This window comes from Muricoccus pecuniae, from assembly GCF_014199205.1.
Lineage (GTDB): Bacteria > Pseudomonadota > Alphaproteobacteria > Acetobacterales > Acetobacteraceae > Roseomonas > Roseomonas pecuniae.
In genome coordinates, this window is record NZ_JACIJD010000003.1 from 254,076 (window position 1) to 272,707 (window position 18,632).

Here is an 18,632-nt window from a genome sequence, read left to right on the forward strand (position 1 = left end):
TAGCCCCGGCGCGCAGGGTTGCCCACCGGGCCCCCACCCTCTGGCTCCCGCCAGGGCCCTAGCCCGCGCTTGGAACCTCCGTGAGCACGAGGGAGAGGCCGAGCAGCTCGCCGTTCCCGTCCCGCGCGGGGCGGGCCGCGAGGAGGACGGTGCGGCCGGTCGCGCCCAGGGCGAGCAGGCGCGGCGGGATCGGCTCGCCCAGCCGCGCGCGGTCGAGATCGGCCCGGGCATGGGCGGCGAGGGCGGGGTCGATCTCGGCGAGCGGGCGGCCGGGCAGCCCCCGCAGCTCCAGCCCCAGCAGCGCGGCGCCGTGCCGGCTGGCGGTGCGCACGCGCAGGGCGCGGTCCACGGAGAGGAGCCCGGCGGGCGCGGCCTCGTAGGCGGCTTCGAGCTGGGCGAGCTGCTGCTCGGGCGAGGGGTCCGGGGCGGGCGGCGGCCAGGGCGCCTCCCCCCGCGCGCGGAGCAGTTCCGGCACGCCCTCGGGCGGGAGGGGGCGGCCGAAGAGCCATCCCTGGCCGAAGTCGCAGCCGAGGGCGACCAGCGCCCCGGCCTGAGCCGCCGTCTCCACCCCCTCGGCCACGACCGGCACGCCCAGCGCCCGGCCGAGGCCGATCACGGCGCCGACGATGGCGCGGCCCGTCGCCGCCCGCTCCATCCCCCGGACGAAGCCGCCGTCGAGCTTGATCTCGTCGAAGGGAAGGGATTGCAGCCGGGCGAGGCTCGAATGGCCCGTGCCGAAATCGTCGAGGGAGAGCCGCACGCCCTGCGCGCGCAGCCGGTCCGCCCCCGCACGCGCGGCCTCGGCATCGGTGATGGCGGCGGTCTCGGTCAGCTCGATCGCGGTGCGCGCGATGGGGAAGCCCGCCTCCCGCACGCTGTCCTCGAACAGGGCGGGCATGAGGGGGTCCTGCAGGTGGACCGGCGCGATGTTGAAGGCCAGGCGGAAGCCTCCCGCCCAGGCGCGGGCCGGCGCGCAGGCGGCGCGGATGAGATGGGCGGTGAGGGGGGCGATGAGGCCGGCGCTCTCCGCCACGGCGATGAAGCGGGCGGGCGGGACGGGGCCGAGAAGGTCGTCCGTCCAGCGGGCGAGCACCTCGAATCCGGCAACCGCCCCGCTCCGCAGGTCCAGCACGGGCTGAAAGGCGGGGCGGATGGCGCCCGCGGCGAGGGCGGCGGCGAGCCTCTCGGCGAGGGCGGGACTGGGATCGGGCAGGTCTGGCCGGGGCGGCATGGCTCCCTCCCCCGGGCGCATCTCGCGCCGGCGGGCAATGTTCAAGCGCGGGGCCGCGGCGCCGGTTGCGCGCGGTGGGGGACCGGATTGCACGGCGGCCGCGGGAGGGGAAGAGTGGCGTGGCGCCGCGTCGGGCCTCCCGGCCCGCCGGAGGCGCCGAAGCGGGAGGCGACGGGGTGGCGAACAAGCTGAAGGAGGCCTGGAGGGCCGGGCGGAAGACGGTGAACGGGTGGCTCGCCATCCCCTCCGCCTATGCCGCCGAGATGATGGCGGGGGTGGGCTTCGACAGCCTGACGGTCGATCTCCAGCACGGGGTGCAGGACTTCCTCTCCGCCGTCGCCTGCTTCCAGGGGATGCAGGCCCACGGCCCCGTGCCGCTGGCCCGGCTGCCCTGGAACGAGCCGGGCATCGCGGGCAAGCTGCTGGATGCCGGGGCGCAGGGGCTGATCTGCCCCATGGTGAACACGCCGGAGCAGGCGCAGGCCTTCGTCTCGTACTGCCGCTACCCGCCCGCCGGCACCCGCTCCAACGGGCCGAGCCGGGCCGGGATCTACGGGGAGCCCGGCACCTATTTCGGCAGGGCGAACGAGGACGTCCTCTGCCTCCCCATGATCGAGACGCGGGAGGCGGTGGAGAATCTGGAGGCGATCCTCGACGTGCCGGGGGTGGACGGGATCTATGTCGGCCCGACCGATCTCGGCATCTCGATGTGGGGACTTCCGCCCGTCATGGAGAGGGAGGAGCCGGAGTTGTTCGCCCTCTACGAGACGATCCTGCGCGCTTGCGCGGATCGGGGGAAGTTCGCGGGCCTGCACTGCTTCACCGGCGCCTATGTCCGGCGGATGCACGGGATGGGCTTCGACTACGCCACCATGGGCAGCGACGTGAGCGCCATGGTGTCGGGCGCGCGGGGGCAGCTCGCGGCGGCGCGGGGCGGGTAGCCGCCGCGCCCCGCCCTGTCGCGCCGTCCTACCGGGCCTGGGCGAGCTGCTGCATCAGCCGCAGCTCCTCGTGGTCCGTCTCGGCGAGAAGGCTGGTAAGCATCTCGTCCGACAGCCCGTCCTCGCTCTGGTGCTGCAGGAGGCGCTTGCGCGAGGCGCGGAGCGCCGCGAGCCGGATCTGCAGCCGCGCCCGCAGCTCGGCCTGCGGCCCGCCGCGGGAGACGCCGCCGAAGACGCGGGAGATGTCCCGGAACTCGCCCACGAGGTCGCGCGCGATGGCGCCGTCCAGCGGGCTGTCGAGGCGCCCCTCCACCTCGGCCAGCGCCGCCTCGGCCATGAGGCGGCGCGCGGTCGCCTCGGGACGGCTCATGCCGTTCCGGCTGGGCTCGACCGCGCCGAGGCGCAGGATGAGCCATTCGAGCGTCGTCCCCTGCACCACCAGCGTGGCGAGGATCGCGACGAAGGCGAGGAAGATCAGGAGGTCGCGATGCGGCACCTCCAGCGGCAGGGCGAGGGCAGTGGCGAGCGAGACCACGCCCCGCATCCCCGCCCAGCCGATGATCGCGGCGTGGCGCGGCTCCGGCAGGCGCTCGTCCCGCGCCAGCGCCGGGATGAGGCGGGGCAGCCAAGCGAAGGGCATCACCCAGGCTAGGCGGGAGAGGATGAGCGTCGCCGAGAGGGCGAGGGCCGCGCCGGCGAGGGCGCCGAGCGAGTACTCGCCCAGCCGCTCCAGGATGCCGTTGAGCTGGAGGCCGACGAGGATGAAGACGAGGCTGGTGAGGGCGAACTCCACGAAGCCCCAGGTGGCGAAGGCCTCCACCCGCGTCCGCGGCGTCAGCAGCGCGCGCTGGCGCTGGGCGAGGAGGATGCCCGCCGTGACCACGGCGATGACGCCGGAGACGTGCAGCCGCTCCGCCAGCAGGAAGGCGCCGTAGGCGACGAGGAAGGTGAAGGCGATCTCGAGCGGCGTCTCGCCCAGCCGCGGCAGGACGCGCGCCGCGACCCAGGCGATCCCGAAGCCCACGGCCAGCCCGCCGAGCGCGACGCCGAGGAAGGTGAGGGCGGCCATGGCCGGCGCGACGCTCCCCCCCACCGCCAGCGCGCCGACAGCGAGGCGGAAGAGGACGAGGGCCGAGGCGTCGTTCATCAGGCTCTCGCCCTCCAGCACCGTCACGATCCGCCGGGGCAGGGGCAGGCGCTGGAGGACGGAGGAGGCCGCCACCGCGTCGGGCGGGGCGACGACGGCGCCCAGCGCGATGGCCGCCGCCCAGGGAAGATCGGGCACCAGGAGCTTCGCCACCACCGCCACGCAGGCCGCGGTGAAGAGCACGGCGCCGACCGCGAGCAGCAGGATCGGGCGGAGGTTCGAGCGGAACTCCTGCCAGTCCGTGCGCCAGGCGCTGGCCTGGAGCAGCGGGGGGAGGAAGGCCGCGAGGGCGACCGTGGGGTCCAGCTCCACCCGCGGCAGGCCGGGGATGAAGGCGAGCGCCATGCCGCCGAGGATGAGGACCACCGCATAGGGCAGCCGGGTGCGGCGGGCCACGATGGCGAAGCCGAGGCAGACGGCCAGCAGCGCCAGCGTGATCTCGAGGAGGAGCATCGGCCAAGTCTGCGGCAAGCGCGCCGCGGGCGGAAGCGCCGGGTAGTCAGCGCCGCCGGTCGGGGTTGCGGGTCAGCGCCCCGGTCAGCGCCGGTTGAGCAGGGCCAGCAGGCCGACGAGAAGGGCGATCAGCCCGACCGCGACCATGCCCTGGACCACCCCGAAATTCGGCGCGTCCTGGGCGACGAGAAGGGCGGCGATCGCGCCGGCGGCGAGGAGGAGGATGCGGAGGGGCATGGGGGTTCCCGCATGTCTGGCCCGGGAGGTCCCGGTGAGGGGGAGCATGCGCCCGGCCCGGCGGAGTCGGCCAGGGGGAGGCGGTGTGGCCGGCCGCGCGGGCGTTTCGCGGCGGCGGGGCTCGTCGCGAGGTAGGGGAACTTATCCCGGGCACCCGGAGCGAATCGGGGCGCGCGCCGGGCGGCACCCGTTCCCGGCCCTCCCCCGCGGGCCCTGACGGCGCGGCGGGGCGGGGTTCGCGGATCACCATCGCGGGAGGCGGCGCGGGGTGCCCGTTCCTCGCCGCCATGGGGGGCGCGCTTGGCCGGGCCGCCCCTCGCGCCCCCGCCTCTTCGGCCCCATGATGCGCGCCGGACAGGGAGAGGGGGGCCGGTGCGGCTCGGCGACGCGACGGACGGGCTGAGGACGGCCCCGGTGCCCTTCGGCCTTCCCGCCGCCCTCGTGCTCGACATGGACGGCACGCTGCTAGACACGGAGGGCGCCTATCGCGAGGCCTTCGAGGCCGCGATGGCGCGCTTCGGCGCGGCCGTGGACAGCGCCTTCTACGCGGGCCTCGTCGGCATCTCGAGCCGCGAGCGCGGGGCGATCGTGCGCGCCCGCTACGGCGAGGGGTTTCCCTGGCCGGAGGCGCTGGCCGACTACCGCGCGCGCAAGGCCCGGCTGCTCGAAACACCGGTGCGCGCCAAGCCCGGCGCGGAGGCGCTGCTGGCCGAGATCGCGGCGCAAGGCCTGCCCTGCGCGGTGGCGACCTCGGCGGGGCGGCGCACGGCGGAGGCCGCGCTCGGCGGGGCAGGGCTGCTCGGCGCGATCGGCGCGCTGGTGACGCGCGACGACGTGCCGCTGGGCAAGCCGCATCCCGCGCCCTTCCTCCGCGCCGCGGCGCTGCTCGGCGCCGATCCCGCGCGCTGCGTGGCGGTGGAGGACTCCCCGCCCGGCGTCGCCGCCGCGCGGGCCGCGGGGATGCGCGTGGTGCTCGTGCCCGACGGCGTGCCGCATGCCGTGCCGGAGGATCCCGGCATCATCCTCGCCGCCGACCTGATGGAGGTGCGCGCGATGCTCCGCCTCCCGCGCTTACGAAATGGTGAAGCCGGCGGCGCTTGATGGGGCGCCCCATCTGCTCAGGATTGTAGCCGGATTTCCGGACGTCACTGATGCACGCCAGCCCCGCCGCCGCCGACAGGGGATACAGCACGGCCCAGCCATCCGCATGAGGCTCGTCGTCTTCGGGCTCGCGGTGTCCTCCTCCTGGGGGAACGGGCATGCGGCGCTGTGGCGCGCGCTGATCTCCGCGCTGGTCGCGGACGGCCACCGCGTGACCTTCTTCGAGCGCGACGTTCCCTACTACGCCGAGAACCGCGACCTGCACGCGCTGCCCGAGGGCGGCGAGCTCGTGCTCTACCGCGACTGGGACGAGGTGAGCGGCCGGGCTCGGCGCGCGCTGGCGGAGGCGGATGCGGGGATGGTCACCTCCTACTGCCCCGACGCCGCGGCGGCGACGGCGCTGGTGATGGACGGCCGCGCGCTGCGCCTCTTCTACGACCTCGACACGCCCGTCACCCTCGCGCGGCTCTCGGCGGGCGAGCCCGTGGGCTATATCGGGCCGGAAGGGCTGGGCGGCTTCGACCTCGTCCTCTCCTACACCGGCGGCGGCGCGCTGGACGCGCTGCGCGAGCGGCTGGGCGCGCGCCGCGTGGCGCCGCTCTACGGCTCGGCCGACCCGGCCATCCACTGCCCCGCCGCGCCCGAGCCGCGCTTCGAGGCGGCGCTCTCCTATCTCGGCACCTATGCCGAGGACCGGCAGGAGATGCTGGAGCGCCTGTTCATCGAGCCCGCGCGGCGCCGGCCGGACCTGCGCTTCGTCATCGGCGGCGCGCAGTACCCGAAGGAGTTCCCCTGGACGGCGAACACCTGGTTCGTGCGCCACCTGCCCCCGGCCGAGCACCCCGCCTTCTACGCCGCCTCGCGCCTGACGCTGAACGTCACGCGGGAGGCGATGGCGCGCTCGGGCTGGTGCCCCTCGGGCCGGCTCTTCGAGGCGGCGGCCTGCGGCGTCGCGATCCTGTCGGACGCCTGGGAAGGGCTGGACGCCTTCTTCGAGCCGGGGCGCGAGATCCTGCTCGCGCGCACGACGGAGGAGGCATTGGCGGCGATCGACCTGCCGGAGGCGGAGATCGCGGCCATCGCGCGGCGCGGGCGCGAGCGCTGCCTGGCCGAGCACACGGCGGCCCGCCGCGCGCGGGAGATGGTAGCGGCGATCGAGGCGGCGTCCTCGCCCGCCCTCTCCCCCGCATCGGGCGCGGGCGGATGAGGGTCTGGGGCATCGTGCCGGCGGCGGGGCAGGGGACGCGCATCCAGCCGCTCGCCTTCTCGAAGGAACTGCTGCCCGTCGGCAGCCGCGTGGACGAGAACGGCGTGGAGCGGCCGCGCGCGGTGAGCGAGCACCTCGTCGAGCGCATGGTGCTCGGCGGCGCGGATCGCATCCTCTTCGTCATCTCGCCGCTGAAATCGGACATCCTACGCTACTACGGCGCGCGCTACGCCAGCGCGGACATCGCCTATGCCGTGCAGGAGCGCGCCGCCGGCCTCTGCGACGCGATTTTCCGCGCCGTGCCCTTCGTCGCGCCCGAGGAGTGCGTGCTGGTCGGCCTGCCCGACACCGTCTGGTTCCCCGCCGACGCGCTCCGCCGCCTGGCCGACGACCGGTTGAGCTTCCTCCTCTTCCCCGTGGAGCATCCCGAGCTGTTCGACGCCGTGGACACGGATGCGGAGGGGCGCGTGCGCGAGGTTCAGGTGAAACGCCCGGGCGCGTCGTCCCGCTGGGTCTGGGGCGCCTTCAAGATGCCGGGCGCGGTGCTCCACGCGCTGCACGCGCTGTGGGAGGCTCGGGAGCGGCAGGACGAGTATATCGGCACGCTCGTCAACGCCTGGATCGACCGGGGCAACGAGGCCTGGGGGGTGCGCGCGGGAAGCAGCTATGTGGATACCGGCACGTTGAACGGCTACCGCGACGCGTCCCGCCTGCTGGACGTGCCGGAAATGGGCCGGGACACGGCGGGAGAGAGGGCTTGAGCGAGACCGACACCTGGACCCCCGAGCGGATCGCGGCGCGCGCCGCCGAGCTGGGGCCATGGTTCCACAACCTGGACCTCCGCGGCGTGCGCACGGCCCCCGGGCATTTCCTCGGCGACTATCCCGCGAGCAAGTTCCGCGGCTTCGCCCATGCGCTGCCGGCCGATCTCACGGGGAAGACCGTGCTCGACATCGGCTGCAACGGCGGCTTCTACTCCATGGAGATGAAGCGCCGCGGCGCCTCGCGCGTACTGGGCGTGGACTTCGACGAGGACTACCTCGCCCAGGCGCGCTTCGCGGCGGAGGTGGAGGGGCTGGACATCGAGTTCCGGCGGCTCTCCGTCTACGATGTCGGGCAGCTCGGCGAGCGCTTCGATGTGGTGGTGTTCATGGGGGTGCTCTACCATCTCCGCCACCCGCTCCTCGCGCTCGACCTCATCTACGAGCACGTCGCGGGCGACCTGCTGCTGTTTCAGTCGATGCAGCGCGGCAGCGACCGCGTGGCGCCCGTCGCGCCGAACTATCCCTTCAGCGAGACCGAGATCTTCGACGATCCGGGCTGGCCAAAGATGCACTTCATCGAGCACGCCTATTCCGACGACTTCACCAACTGGTGGGCGCCGAACCGCGCCTGCTCGGCCGCGATGCTGCGCTCGGCGGGCTTCCGGATCGAGGCTGAGCCGGAGCCGGAGGTCTTCGTCTGCCGCCGCGCGGCGCGGAACCAGAATTTCTACGGCGCCGTCTATCCCGCGCGCGCGCCGGGCGATGCGGAGGGCGGTGGCGTCGCGCCGTGGGACGAGAGCAAGGGGCCGCCGGGCTGAGCGGGGCGGACCCCCTCCATCGAATCGCGCGGCGCGAGGCGGTGGAGGACCCCGTCGCCCTCGTCGTCGCGCATCCCGATGACGAGACGCTCGGCGCGGGCGCGGTGATGCCGCTGTTCCGCCGCCTGCTGATCATCCAGGTCACGGACGGCGCGCCGCGCAATCTCGCGGACGCGCGGGCGGCGGGCTTCGACAGCGCGGAGAGTTACGCGGCGGCGCGGGAGCAGGAGCTGGAAGCGGCGCTCGCGGCCGGCGGCGTGCGCGCGGCGCGGTTGGTGCTGGGCGTGGCGGACCAGGGCGCCTCGCTCGCCATGGCGGGGATCGCGCGCGATATCGCCGGGGTGCTGCGGCGGCACGGCGCGCGCGCCGTCTTCACGCATCCCTATGAGGGCGGGCATCCCGACCACGACGCCACCGCCTTCTGCACCCGCGCGGCCGCCGGCCTGCTCGGTGCGGAGGCGCCCGCGCTGATCGAGATGCCCTTCTACCACGCGGGGCCGGAAGGATGGTCGGTCGGGCGCTTCCTGCCCGGCGGACCCGAGCCCGTCGTGCTGCAGCTCGATGAGGATGAGCGCGCCCGCAAGCGCGCGATGATCGCGGCCTTCGCCAGCCAGGCGGCGACGCTCTCCCAGTTCCCGGTGGAGCAGGAGTCCCTCCGCCCCGCGCCGGACTACGACTTCGCCGCGCCGCCCCATCCCGGCACGCTTCTCTACGAGCGCTACGGCTGGGGCATGGACGGCGCGCGGTGGCGCGCGCTGGCGGCGGAGGCGCGGGCGGCGCTGGAACGCCCGGCATGAGCCCGCTCTCCGTGCTCTCGGTCGCCTATCCCCTGGCCCCCGTCGGGCCGGACGCGGTGGGCGGGGCGGAGCAGGTGCTCTCGGCCATGGACCGGGCGCTGGTGGCGGCGGGGCACCGCTCGATCGTGGTGGCGCAGGAGGGGTCCTGCGTGGCGGGGGAATTGCGCGCCGTGCCGCGCCCGCGCGGCGTGCTGGACGAGGCCGCGCACCGGCGCGCACAGGAGGCCACGGCGCGCGCGATCACGGGCGTACTGCGGGAGGGGGGCGCGGATGTGGTCCACCTCCACGGCATCGACTTCCACACCTATCTCCCCCCGCCCGGCCCGCCCGTGCTGGCGACGCTGCACCTGCCGCCCTCCTGGTATCCGCTCTCCGCCCTGCACCCGCCGCGCCCGGGGACCTGGCTGCACGCCGTCTCGGCCTCCCAGCACGCGGTGCTGGAGGGGCGCGCGGAGGGGCTGCTGCCGCCCGTGCCCAACGGCGTTCCCGTGGAGGAGCTGGCGCGCGCGCGCCATGCCCGCCGCGGCTTCGCGCTGACGCTCGGCCGCATCTGCGAGGAGAAGGGCCAGCACCACGCGCTGGAGGCGGCGCGGGCGGCGGACGTGTCCCTGCTGATCGGCGGCGAGGTCTTCCCCTACGAGGCGCATGAGCGCTTCTACGCCGAGCGGGTGCGCCCGCTGCTGGACCGCCGGCGCCGCTTCCTCGGGCCGCTGGGCTTCGCGCGCAAGCGCCGGCTGCTGGCGGCGGCGCGCTGCCTTCTCGTGCCGAGCACGGCGCCGGAGACCAGCTCCCTCGTCGCCATGGAGGCGGCTTCCTGCGGCACGCCGGTGATCGCCTTCGCCTCGGGCGCGCTGCCGGAGGTGGTGGAGCACGGGCGCACGGGCTTCCTCGTGCGCGACGCGGCGGAGATGGCGGAGGCGATCGCGCGCGCCGGCGAGCTGGATCACGGGGAGATCCGGCGCGTGGCGCGGGAGCGCTTCTCGCTCGGCCGCATGGCGCGGGACTACATCGCCCTCTACCGCCGGCTGGCCTCGGCATGAGGCCCGAACTCGTCACCGAGGATGCGGGCCTGGCCGCGCTGCGCGGGGAGTGGGAGGCGCTGTGGCGCCGTGCCTCGGCCGTCCCGGGCGGGGCGACGCCCTTTGCCTCCCCGGCCTGGCTGCTGCCCTGGTGGGGCGCCTTCGGCACGGGGATGCCGCGCGTCGCCGTGGCGCGGGAGGGCGGGCGGCTGCTGGGGGTGCTGCCGCTCTACCTCCTGGACGAGGGCGGGGCGCGCAAGCTGCTGCCCATGGGCGTGGGCATCACCGATTATCACGACGCGCTGCTCGACCCCTCGGCGCCGGAAGGGCTGGCGGGCGCGCTGCTGGCGGCCGTGCTGGAGGGCGCAGCGCGCGACGGGGCGGCCCTCTGCGACCTGCCGGACCTGCCGCCCGGCGCCGCCCTGCGCGACGCCGCGCCGCCCCTGGGATGGCGCGAGGAGGGATGGGTGGGCGAGCCCTGTCCCGTCCTCCATCTTCCCGGGGAGGAGCTGCGCGGGGCCGTGCCCTCGGGCACGCCCGGCGTGCCCTCGGGCACGCTGAGGAAGCTCCGCATGTCCCGCCACCGCGCGGAGCGCGCGGGGGGATGGAGCGCGCATCTCGCGACGGCGGAGGAGGTGCTTCCCTTCTGGGAGGCGCTGGTCGGGATGCACCGCGCGCGCTGGACGCGGCGGGGCGAGGAAGGCGGCGTGCTGGCCGACCCCCGCGTGCTCGCCTTCCACCGCGAGGCGCTGCCCCTCCTGTTCGAGGCGGGCGTGCTGCGGCTCTGGGCGCTGCGGATCGGGGGGGAGCTGGCCGCCGTCTATCACGCCATGGCGGCGGGGCCGGACCGGCTGATGTTCTACCTCAGCGGCTTCGACGAGGCGCGGGCCTTCGAGAGCCCGGGGACGATCCTGCTCGGCCATGTCGCGGAGGCGGCGCTCGCCGAGGGGCGGCGGGAGCTGCACTTCCTGCGCGGGGGCGAGGCCTACAAGTACGCCTGGGGCGCGGCGGACCGGATGAATGCCGGCCGGCGGCTTCTCCCCCCGGAATGAGCGGCGTGAGCGATTCCCTCGCCCTGTGCCTGGAGGGCCGCCTCTCGCCGGAGGTGGCGCTCGCGCGCCTGCTGCTGGGCGGCGCCTCGCCGGAGCAGGCCGCGCGCGCCGTGGAGGCCCGGCGCGATCCGGGCAACGCGCGCTGGCAGCGGCTGGAGGCGCTCGTCCTCTCCCGGCGGGAAGCGCTGGAGGACATGGCGGCGATGCTGCGCGAGGCCGGGGTGGACCACGAGGCCTCCGGCGCTTCGCCCGATGCGGCGGTGGCGGGGATCGCGGCGCTGTTCGACCGCGCCGTGGCCCGCGCGCCCGAGGCGAGCGTCGCGGCCTACTCCCTCGGCGACCCGGCCATCCTCTCGGCCGCGACGGGCGAGATCGTGGAATGGCTGCGCGCGCGCGGGCTGGTCGGCCCCGGGCGGGACGTGCTGGACCTCGGCTGCGGGATCGGGCGCGTCTCGGCCGCGCTCGCCCCGCTCTGCCGCTCCGTGCTGGGGCTGGACGTCTCCCCCGCCATGGTGGCGGAGGCAGAGCGGCGGCACGGGGCCTTGCCGGGGCTGCGCTTCGCCACCACCCCCGGCACGGGGCTGGACGGGCTGCCGGACGAGGGCTTCGACCTCGTGCTGGCGGTGGACAGCTTCCCCTACCTCGTTCAGGCCGGGGGCGATCTGGCGGAGCGGCACCTGCGGGACGCCGCGCGCATCCTCCGCCCCGGCGGTGCCTTCGCGATCCTCAACCTCTCCTATCGCGGGGACCCGGCGCTGGACCGGGCGGACGCGGTGCGCTGGGCGGCGGCGGGCGGGTGGCGGCTGGAGGTCGCGGGGGAGGCGCCCTTCGCCCTGTGGGACGGGGCGGCGTTCCTGCTGCGCCGTCCCTAGCCCGCCGCCAGCGGCCAGACCCAGGCGATGAGCGGCACGCCCACGGCGACGACGAGGATCGAGAGCGGCAGGCCGAGGCGGGCGTAGTCGCCGAAGCGGTAGCCGCCGGGGCCCATCACCAGCGTGTTGCACTGGTGGCCGATGGGGGTGAGGAAGTCGCAGGCCGCGCCGAGCGCGACGGCCATGAGGAAGGGATCGGGGTTGAGGCCGAGCTTGCTCGCCAGCGTCGCCGCGATCGGGCCCATGACGAGGACGGTGGCCGCGTTGTTGAGGAAGGGCGTGACGGCCATGGCGAGCAGCATCGTCACGGCGAGCGCCGCGATCCCCGGCAGGCCCTGCACAGCCCCCGTGAGCCAGCCCGCCAGCAGGTCCGTGCCGCCCGTGTGCTGGATGGCGCCGCTGACGGGGATGAGGGCGGCGAGCAGCACGACCACGGGCCAGTCCACGGCGTCATAGGCCTCGCGCGTGGTCATCACGCGGAAGACGAACATGGCCACGACCGCGCCGAAGAAGGCGGTGGCCACCGGCACCACCCCGGCCGCGACGAGCGCCATCGCCGCCGCCAGCACGCCGAGCGGGATCCAGGACCGCTTGCCCCGGCCGAGGGCCATGTTGCGCTCGGCCAGCGGCAGCACGCGCAGCTCGCCCAGGTTGTCCGGCATGGTGGCCGCCAACCCGCGCAGCAGCACCACGTCCCCCGCGCGAAGGCGGAGCTGGGAGAGGCGGTCGCGGATGTGCTGCTCCCCACGCCGGCTGACGGCGAGGAGCGAGACGCCGTGGCGGCTGCGAAGCGTGAGGGCGGCCGGGGTGCGGCCCGCCAGCGGGCTCTCCCCGGTGACCACGCCCTCGATCACCTGCATGTCGTCCTCGTCGGTGTCGGGATTGTCGGGGATGGGGCCATCGCCCGCGAGGACGAGGCCGGCCTGGGCGACGATCCGCTCCAGATCCGCCGCCTCGCCGCGCAGCAGCACGCCCTCGTGCAGGGCGAGGCGGCGGTCCGGGCCGGGCTGCTCGGCCAGCCGGGCTGGGGCGGCAGTGGCAGTGGTGGTGGCGTCGGCGGGCTCGTCGCTTCCCTTGGGGGGCAGGATGCCGGAAACCTTCACCTCCCCCTCCGAGAGCGCCTCCAGCTCGGCGACCGTCATGCCTGCCGTCTCGCTCTCCTCGGGGATGCGGGCCTCGACCGTGTACTGGCCGATGGTGAAGGCCGCCTCCATCGAGGCCGCGCCCTTGCGCCCGCCGGGCAGGAGCCGCCAGCCGACCGCGAGAAAGAGAAGGGCGACGGCGCAGATGCCGAGGCCGACGGGCGCGTAGTCGAACATGCGGAAGGGCTCGCCCGTGAGGTCCTGCCGCACGCGGGACATGATGATGTTGGGCGAGGTGCCGACGAGGGTGACGACGCCGCCCACCATTGCCGCGAAGGCCATGGGCATGAGCATGGCCGCGACCGGCGTGCCCGTGCGCCGCGCGAGCTGGAGGGCGACGGGCATCATGATGGCGAGGGCGCCCACGTTCTTCGTCACCATCGAGAGCAGCATGGTGCAGGCCGCCAGCACGGGCACCTGGATCGAGGCGACGCGGAGATGGGGCACGAGGGGCCGCATGATCGTCTCGACCGCGCCCGAGCGGCCGACGGCGTGGCTGATGACGAGGGCCGCGGCCACGATGACGACGACGTCGTCGGCGAAGCCCTCGAAGGCCTTCTCGAGCGGGATGATGCCGAGGACGATGCCGGCCAGCAGGGCCCCCAGCGCCACGGCGTCGTAAGCGAAGCGGCCCCAGAGGAAGAGGGCGATGGTCACCCCCATCAGCCCGAACGCCAAACCCTGGTCAGGTGTCATGATGTCGCTGGCACGGCGCCCGTGCGGGCGTTCCTCTCGCGGCGGGGCCCCCGTGGCCGCATCCCCCGGAAGAACCGGCGGCGCGACCAGGGGTTGCGGAAGAATGCCTTGATTAACCTGGGCTAATCGCCAGGGCGATGTCGGGGCCGGGGAAGGTGAGGTCGAGGGCGAGGCCGGAATCCCCCGCCGTGGCATCGAGCTTCAGCACTTCCCGCCCGGCGCGCGTGTCCCAGCCGGTGACGCGGTAGGCCCCTGCGCCGAGGCCGGGGACGGTGAGGGCGGCCCGCGTCTCGCCTCCCTCCCGCACGCGGCGGAGGCCGGCGACGGGCTCGGCCAGTTCCTCGCGCAGCAGCCACACCACCGCCCGCGCCTCGTCCCCGCAGCCGAAGGCGCGGAGGCCGGCGCTCCTCACCGCGATCTCGTCGTTCAGGTTGCGCCGGTGGAAGCGCGGCCATTCCACCAGCGGCAGGAAGCCGGCGAGCGCCCTCTGCGCGGCGCGCATCCCGGGGGTGAGGACGTGCGGGCGCCGGTTCGGCCAGCGCATCCCGCCGCCCGCCCCGCCGGAGGCGAGATGGGCCCACTGGATGTGGCGGAAATACTCGTCGTCGAAGGCCTCGGGCAGGTTGCGGTGCTTGTCCTTGAAGGTGTGGATCGGCCCGTGCTCGGAATCGAAGAAGGGGCGGAGGTCGGTGATCTCGGCCAGCGCCTCCCGCGTGAGACGCCCGGCGCTGACCGCGGGGGCGACAGTGTCCTGCGGGTGGTCGATCGTCCCCTCCTCGTAGAAATGGCTGTTGGCGAAGTCGAGCGAGGGGTGGCGGAAGATCGGGTCCACGATCCAGGGCTTCCAGATCAGCTCCGGCCCGAAGACGGAGACGCATTGCAGGTGCGGCCGGCCGTGCAGCCGCGTCTCCAACTCGCGCAGGAAGGGGCTGACATCGTCGATATAGTCGGGGAAGGCGTCGGGGCGGTTGTCGCCCTGGGCCGGGTGCATCTCGTTCCAGAGGTCCCAGGCGAAGATGACGCCGCTGGCGCCCCAGCGCTCGGTGGCGAAGGCGAGGCGGGCCTTCACCAGCTCGCGCGTCTCGCGGCAGACCATGAGCTGCGAGCGGTCCGCGCAGGGGCCGCCATTGGCGCGGTTGTACGGGTGCTTCGCCCAGCGGACCCAGGTGAAGAAGGTGTCCAGCGGCGTGAGGAGGATCCGCATTCCCGTGCGCTGGCACAGCGCGAAGAGGTCGTCCCAGAGCGCGATCATGGAGGGCACGTAGCGCCCGGCCGGGCGCTCGAAGTAGCGGTGCTCCGTGTGCGCGTATTCCAGCATCAGCCTGAGGCAGGTGACGCCGTGGTCGCGGAGGTGGCGGAGATGCGCCTCCACCGCCGGCAGGTCGCGCCGGCGGAACAGCCCTTCCAGCTCGGGCCAGGTGATGGCGTCGTTCTGGCCGATCGGGGTCCAGGGCTCGCCGGTCTCGGTGGTGAAGTAGGGGGCGCCGGGGGCGCGGGTGATCCAGGGCAGGTCGGTGCTCAATTCGGTGTCCCGCATGCGGCGTGTGCAAACGCCGGGAGAGGCCATCGGATGCCGGGCGCGAATCCCGGAATCCCTTGCCCTCCGCGATAATCCCCGCCGGGCGCGCTGCCTACCCGCGCGGCAGCCCCATGCCGCGCCCGCGCGGCGGTATCCCGCCGCCCCCGCGCCCCGCGCATGCCGCCGCCCCGCCCCCTCGGGCGTTGGAGCGGGACGAGCGATCTGAGGGACGGAATGCCGGAACTTGTGGCGGAGCCGGAGGGCCTGCTGGCCGCGCGGCTGGTGGAGCTGGCGGCGTCGGGCGGGGCGATCCATGTGGCGCGCAGCGAGGCGAGGGCCGCCCGCCTGGCCCGCGCCGCCCGCGCGCTGGCGCCGGAGCTGATGGTGGAGCGGGTGCCGGGCTGGGACTGCCTTCCCTATGACCGCACCTCGCCCTCCCGCCAGATCATGGGGCAGCGCATGGGCGCGCTGCACCGCTTGGCCGCGGAGGGCAGGGGGCCGTGCCTCGTCCTCGCCAGCCTCGACGCCGCGACCCAGCGCCTGCCGCCCCCCTCCGCCTGGGCCGCGCTGGATCTGCGCCCCGGCGGAGAGGTGGAGGAGGCCTCGCTGCGGCGCTGGCTGGAGCGGCTGGGCTATGTGCTGGATGACCGGGTGGACGAGCCGGGCGAGGCCGCGCTGCACGGCAGCGTGCTCGACGTCTTCCCCGCCGAGGAGGGCGCGCTGCCCTGCCGCGTGGAGCACGAGGAAGGGCGCATCACCTCCATCCGCCGCTACGACCCGCTGAGCCAGCGCAGCCTGGAGGAGGTGGAGGGCGTGACCCTCGGCCCGGTGTCGGAGGTGGTGCTGCCCGAGGAGGCGGAGAGGGCGCATGCTCAGGGCATCGAGCACGGGCTTGGCAACTTCTATCCCGGGCTGGTGAGCCTCTTCGACCTCCTGCCCGGCCTCCCCGTGGTGCTCGACCCCGAGGTGGAGGAGTTGCGGCCGCAGCGATGGGCGGAGGTGACGGATGCTTGGCGCGCCCGCTACGCCCTCGCCTCGCCGGAGGCCGAGATCCTTCCCGCCACCGAGCCGGTGGCGCTGGTGCTGGACGAGGGCGCCTGGAAGGCGGCGCTGGCCGGGCGCGACGTCACCGCCCTTCCCGAGCCGCCGGAGGAGCCCGAGGGCGTCCTGCCGCGCTTCGTGAACGAGCGGGAGCCGGAGGAGGCCTTCCTCGAATTCCTGGAGGAAGGGATCGAGGCGGGGCGGCGCATCGCCCTCTCCGGCCGCGCCCGCCAGCGCACGCGCTCGGCGGTGGGGCTGGTGAAGGAGCGGCTGGGGCTGGAGCCGCTGCGCCTCGCCGGGTGGGCGGAACTGCGGGCCTCCCCGCCCGGCAGCTTCGCGGTGCTTGAGGAGGCGCTGGAGGCCGGCTTCGCGACGGAGGAGGCCGTCGTCGTCGCGCCCGACGACCTGCGCCCGCCGAGCGCCCGGCCCCAGAGCTCCGAGCGGGAGCGCATGCTCGCCCTCGCCGGCGCCTCGCTCGGCCCAGGGGATGCGGTGATCCACCTGGAACACGGGCTCGGCGCCCTGCGCGGGGTGGAGGCGGTCACGGTCGGGGAGGCGACCCTCGACTGCCTCCGCATCGAGTATGCGGGCGGGGCCACGCAGCTCGTGCCGCTGGACGAGATGGACCGGCTCTGGCGCTACGGCGCGGAGGCCGAGGGCGTGTCGCTCGACCGCCTGGGAGGCGACGCCTGGCCGAAGCGGCGCGCGGAGGTGGAGGCGCAGATCGCCGAGAGCGCGAGCGCGCTGGCCGCCATGGCCGCGGAACGCGCGACGCGCACCGCCCCGGTGCTGCGCGCCCGCGGCGGCGCCTATGAGCGCTTCGTCGCCCGCTTCCCCTTCGCGCTGACGGCGGACCAGGCCGAGGGGATTGAGGCCGTGCTGGCCGACATGGCCTCCGGCCGGCCGATGAACCGCCTCGTCTGCGGCGATGTCGGCTTCGGCAAGACGGAGGTCGCGCTGCGCGCCGCGGCGGTCGCGGCGCTGTCGGGGGTGCAGGTCGCGGTGCTGGCGCCGACCACCGTGCTCGTGCGCCAGCACCTCACCACCTTCCGCAAGCGCTTCGCCGGGATTCGCGTCGGCGGGAAGCCGGTCCGCATCGAGCAGCTCTCGCGCCTGTCCTCCCCGGCGGAGGCGCGCGAGGTGAAGGCGGGGCTGGCGGACGGAAGTATCCGCATCGTCATCGGCACCCAGGCCCTGGCCGCCAAAGGCGTGAGTTTCGCGGATCTCGGGCTCGTCGTGATCGACGAGGAGCAGCGCTTCGGCACGAAGCAGAAGGAGAAGGTGCGCGGCCTCGGCGCGGAGGCCCATGTGCTGGCCATGACGGCGACCCCCATCCCGCGCACGCTGCAATCCGCGCTGGTCGGGCTGGAGGAGCTGAGCGTGATCGCGACGCCGCCCGGCCGCCGCCAGCCCATCCGCACCGTGCACGTGCCGCTGGACGACGTGGTGCTGCGCCAGTCGCTCGCGCGGGAGAAGCGGCGGGGCGGGCAGAGCTTCGTCGTCTGCGCCCGCATCGAGGACCTGCCCGCCATGCGCGAGCGGATCGAGGCGCTGCTGCCGGGGCTGGAGATCATCGAGGCGCATGGCGAGATGCCGCCGGCCGAGGTGGACACCGCGCTCGTGCGCTCCGCCGAGGGGGAGGGCGACGTGCTGCTCTCCACCAACATCGTCGAGACCGGGCTGGACGTGCCGCGGGCGAACACGATGCTCGTCTGGCGGGCGGACCGCTTCGGGCTGGGCCAGCTCCACCAGCTCCGCGGCCGCGTCGGGCGCGGGCGGGTGCGGGGGACGATCATCTTGATGACCGACCCGGCCGAGCCGCCCTCCGCCCTCACCCTCAAGCGCCTCGGCGCGCTGGAGGCCTTCGACCGCGTGGGCGCGGGCTTCGCGATCAGCGCGCGGGACATGGACCTCCGCGGCGCGGGCGACCTGCTGGGCGAGAGCCAGGCCGGGCACATGAAGCTCATCGGGCTCGACCTCTACCAGCACATCCTCGACCGCGCGCTGCGCGCCGCGCGCGGCGAGCCGGTGCCGGAGGAGTGGACGCCCGTGCTCGCCATCGGCGTCTCCGCCCACATCCCCGCCGACTACGTGGAGGAGGAGGGCGTGCGGGTGGAGCTGCACGCGCGCCTGGCCGAGATCATCCGGCGCGGGGACGGCGCGGCGCTCGGCGAGTTCGCCGAGGAGGTGGCTGACCGCTTCGGCCCGCCGCCCGAGCCCGTGGCGAACCTCTTCCTCCTCGCGCGGCTGCGGGTCCGCTGCCGCCGGCTGGGGATCACGAAGCTGGAGGTCGGGCCGAGCGCGGCGGCGGCGAGCTTCATCCGCGAGCCGCCCGCGGTCGAGCCGCCGCTGGAGGTGCGCGGCGCGCGGGTGGTGCTGCCGCGCGCGAGCGCCGGGCCGGCGGAGCTTCTCGCCACGGCCGCCGCGCTGCTGTCCCGCCTCTCGCCCCGGCGGCGGAAGCGGGCTGGCGAGGGGAAGGGGGAGCAGCGATCGGCCTCCGGGTGCCGCGCCGCGAACACACCCCGCCGCGAAGCGGAACTTCCGGCATGATCACACTTGCGTTATAATGCTTTTCTCGATCTTACTACTTGCGGC

General features: G+C 74.9%; 15 protein-coding genes. 10 read left to right on the forward strand and 5 right to left on the reverse strand.

Translation table 11 applies throughout. The features are described 5' to 3' along the window. Nucleotides 1-58: 58 nt before the first annotated feature. The gene (locus tag FHS87_RS04930; protein ID WP_184514482.1) at nt 59-1,231 is read right to left on the reverse strand and encodes a sensor domain-containing phosphodiesterase; all 1,173 of its coding nucleotides are present in this window, start codon (nt 1,229-1,231) and stop codon (nt 59-61) included. A 176-nt stretch (nt 1,232-1,407) separates the two neighbouring features. Here FHS87_RS04930 and FHS87_RS04935 point away from each other — a divergent pair, with 176 nt between their 5' ends. Then, a complete protein-coding gene (locus tag FHS87_RS04935; protein ID WP_184514485.1) occupies nt 1,408-2,172 on the forward strand; it encodes an HpcH/HpaI aldolase family protein in 765 nt (254 codons plus the stop codon). Between the two features lie 28 nt (nt 2,173-2,200). Here the strand turns inward: FHS87_RS04935 and FHS87_RS04940 are convergent, their stop codons facing one another. Together FHS87_RS04940 and FHS87_RS04945 are read right to left on the reverse strand one after the other, a co-directional pair. Continuing rightward, on the reverse strand, nt 2,201-3,772 hold the full coding sequence (locus tag FHS87_RS04940; protein ID WP_184514487.1) for a Na+/H+ antiporter: 1,572 nt from the start codon (nt 3,770-3,772) through the stop codon (nt 2,201-2,203). Between the two features lie 84 nt (nt 3,773-3,856). Beyond that, nucleotides 3,857-4,009, reverse strand: coding sequence for a hypothetical protein (locus FHS87_RS04945; RefSeq protein ID WP_184514489.1), 153 nt, complete (start codon nt 4,007-4,009; stop codon nt 3,857-3,859). Between the two features lie 372 nt (nt 4,010-4,381). Between FHS87_RS04945 and FHS87_RS04950 the strand changes: the two genes are divergently transcribed. The 8 genes from FHS87_RS04950 (at nt 4,382) to FHS87_RS04985 (ending at nt 11,639) form a co-directional block, all read left to right on the forward strand. Then, nucleotides 4,382-5,110 carry an HAD family hydrolase gene (locus tag FHS87_RS04950; protein ID WP_184514491.1) on the forward strand — a complete coding sequence of 243 codons (729 nt, stop codon included), beginning with the start codon at nt 4,382-4,384 and terminating at the stop codon, nt 5,108-5,110. A gap of 106 nt (nt 5,111-5,216) precedes the next feature. Continuing rightward, nucleotides 5,217-6,317, forward strand: a complete 1,101-nt coding sequence (locus FHS87_RS04955) for a CgeB family protein (protein WP_184514493.1) — start codon at nt 5,217-5,219, stop codon at nt 6,315-6,317. Continuing rightward, on the forward strand, nt 6,314-7,078 hold the full coding sequence (locus tag FHS87_RS04960; RefSeq protein ID WP_184514495.1) for a sugar phosphate nucleotidyltransferase: 765 nt from the start codon (nt 6,314-6,316) through the stop codon (nt 7,076-7,078). Before FHS87_RS04955 ends, FHS87_RS04960 begins: the two co-directional genes overlap by 4 nt. After that, entirely contained in the window at nt 7,075-7,899 is an 825-nt protein-coding gene (locus FHS87_RS04965) for a TIGR04290 family methyltransferase (protein WP_184514497.1), read from the forward strand. Before FHS87_RS04960 ends, FHS87_RS04965 begins: the two co-directional genes overlap by 4 nt. Next, nucleotides 7,869-8,696, forward strand: coding sequence for a PIG-L deacetylase family protein (locus FHS87_RS04970; protein ID WP_221299541.1), 828 nt, complete (start codon nt 7,869-7,871; stop codon nt 8,694-8,696). Before FHS87_RS04965 ends, FHS87_RS04970 begins: the two co-directional genes overlap by 31 nt. Beyond that, on the forward strand, nt 8,693-9,736 hold the full coding sequence (locus tag FHS87_RS04975) for a glycosyltransferase (protein WP_184514499.1): 1,044 nt from the start codon (nt 8,693-8,695) through the stop codon (nt 9,734-9,736). The genes FHS87_RS04970 and FHS87_RS04975 overlap by 4 nt, the downstream gene beginning before the upstream one ends. Beyond that, on the forward strand, nt 9,733-10,767 hold the full coding sequence (locus FHS87_RS04980; protein ID WP_184514501.1) for a GNAT family N-acetyltransferase: 1,035 nt from the start codon (nt 9,733-9,735) through the stop codon (nt 10,765-10,767). The genes FHS87_RS04975 and FHS87_RS04980 overlap by 4 nt, the downstream gene beginning before the upstream one ends. Nucleotides 10,768-10,772: 5 nt before the next feature. Continuing rightward, nucleotides 10,773-11,639, forward strand: a complete 867-nt coding sequence (locus tag FHS87_RS04985; protein WP_184514503.1) for a class I SAM-dependent DNA methyltransferase — start codon at nt 10,773-10,775, stop codon at nt 11,637-11,639. Here FHS87_RS04985 and FHS87_RS04990 read toward each other — a convergent pair. Both FHS87_RS04990 and FHS87_RS04995 read right to left on the reverse strand, forming a co-directional pair. Beyond that, nucleotides 11,636-13,477: an SLC13 family permease gene (locus FHS87_RS04990; RefSeq protein ID WP_184514505.1), complete on the reverse strand. Its 1,842-nt coding sequence runs from the start codon at nt 13,475-13,477 to the stop codon at nt 11,636-11,638. The two genes, FHS87_RS04985 and FHS87_RS04990, sit on opposite strands and share 4 nt — an antisense overlap. A 112-nt stretch (nt 13,478-13,589) precedes the next feature. Continuing rightward, nucleotides 13,590-14,999, reverse strand: a complete 1,410-nt coding sequence (locus tag FHS87_RS04995; RefSeq protein WP_184514507.1) for a glycoside hydrolase 5 family protein — start codon at nt 14,997-14,999, stop codon at nt 13,590-13,592. Between the two features lie 231 nt (nt 15,000-15,230). Here FHS87_RS04995 and FHS87_RS05000 point away from each other — a divergent pair, with 231 nt between their 5' ends. Continuing rightward, the gene (locus tag FHS87_RS05000; RefSeq protein WP_184514509.1) at nt 15,231-18,587 is read left to right on the forward strand and encodes a DEAD/DEAH box helicase; all 3,357 of its coding nucleotides are present in this window, start codon (nt 15,231-15,233) and stop codon (nt 18,585-18,587) included. Nucleotides 18,588-18,632: the final 45 nt, after the last annotated feature.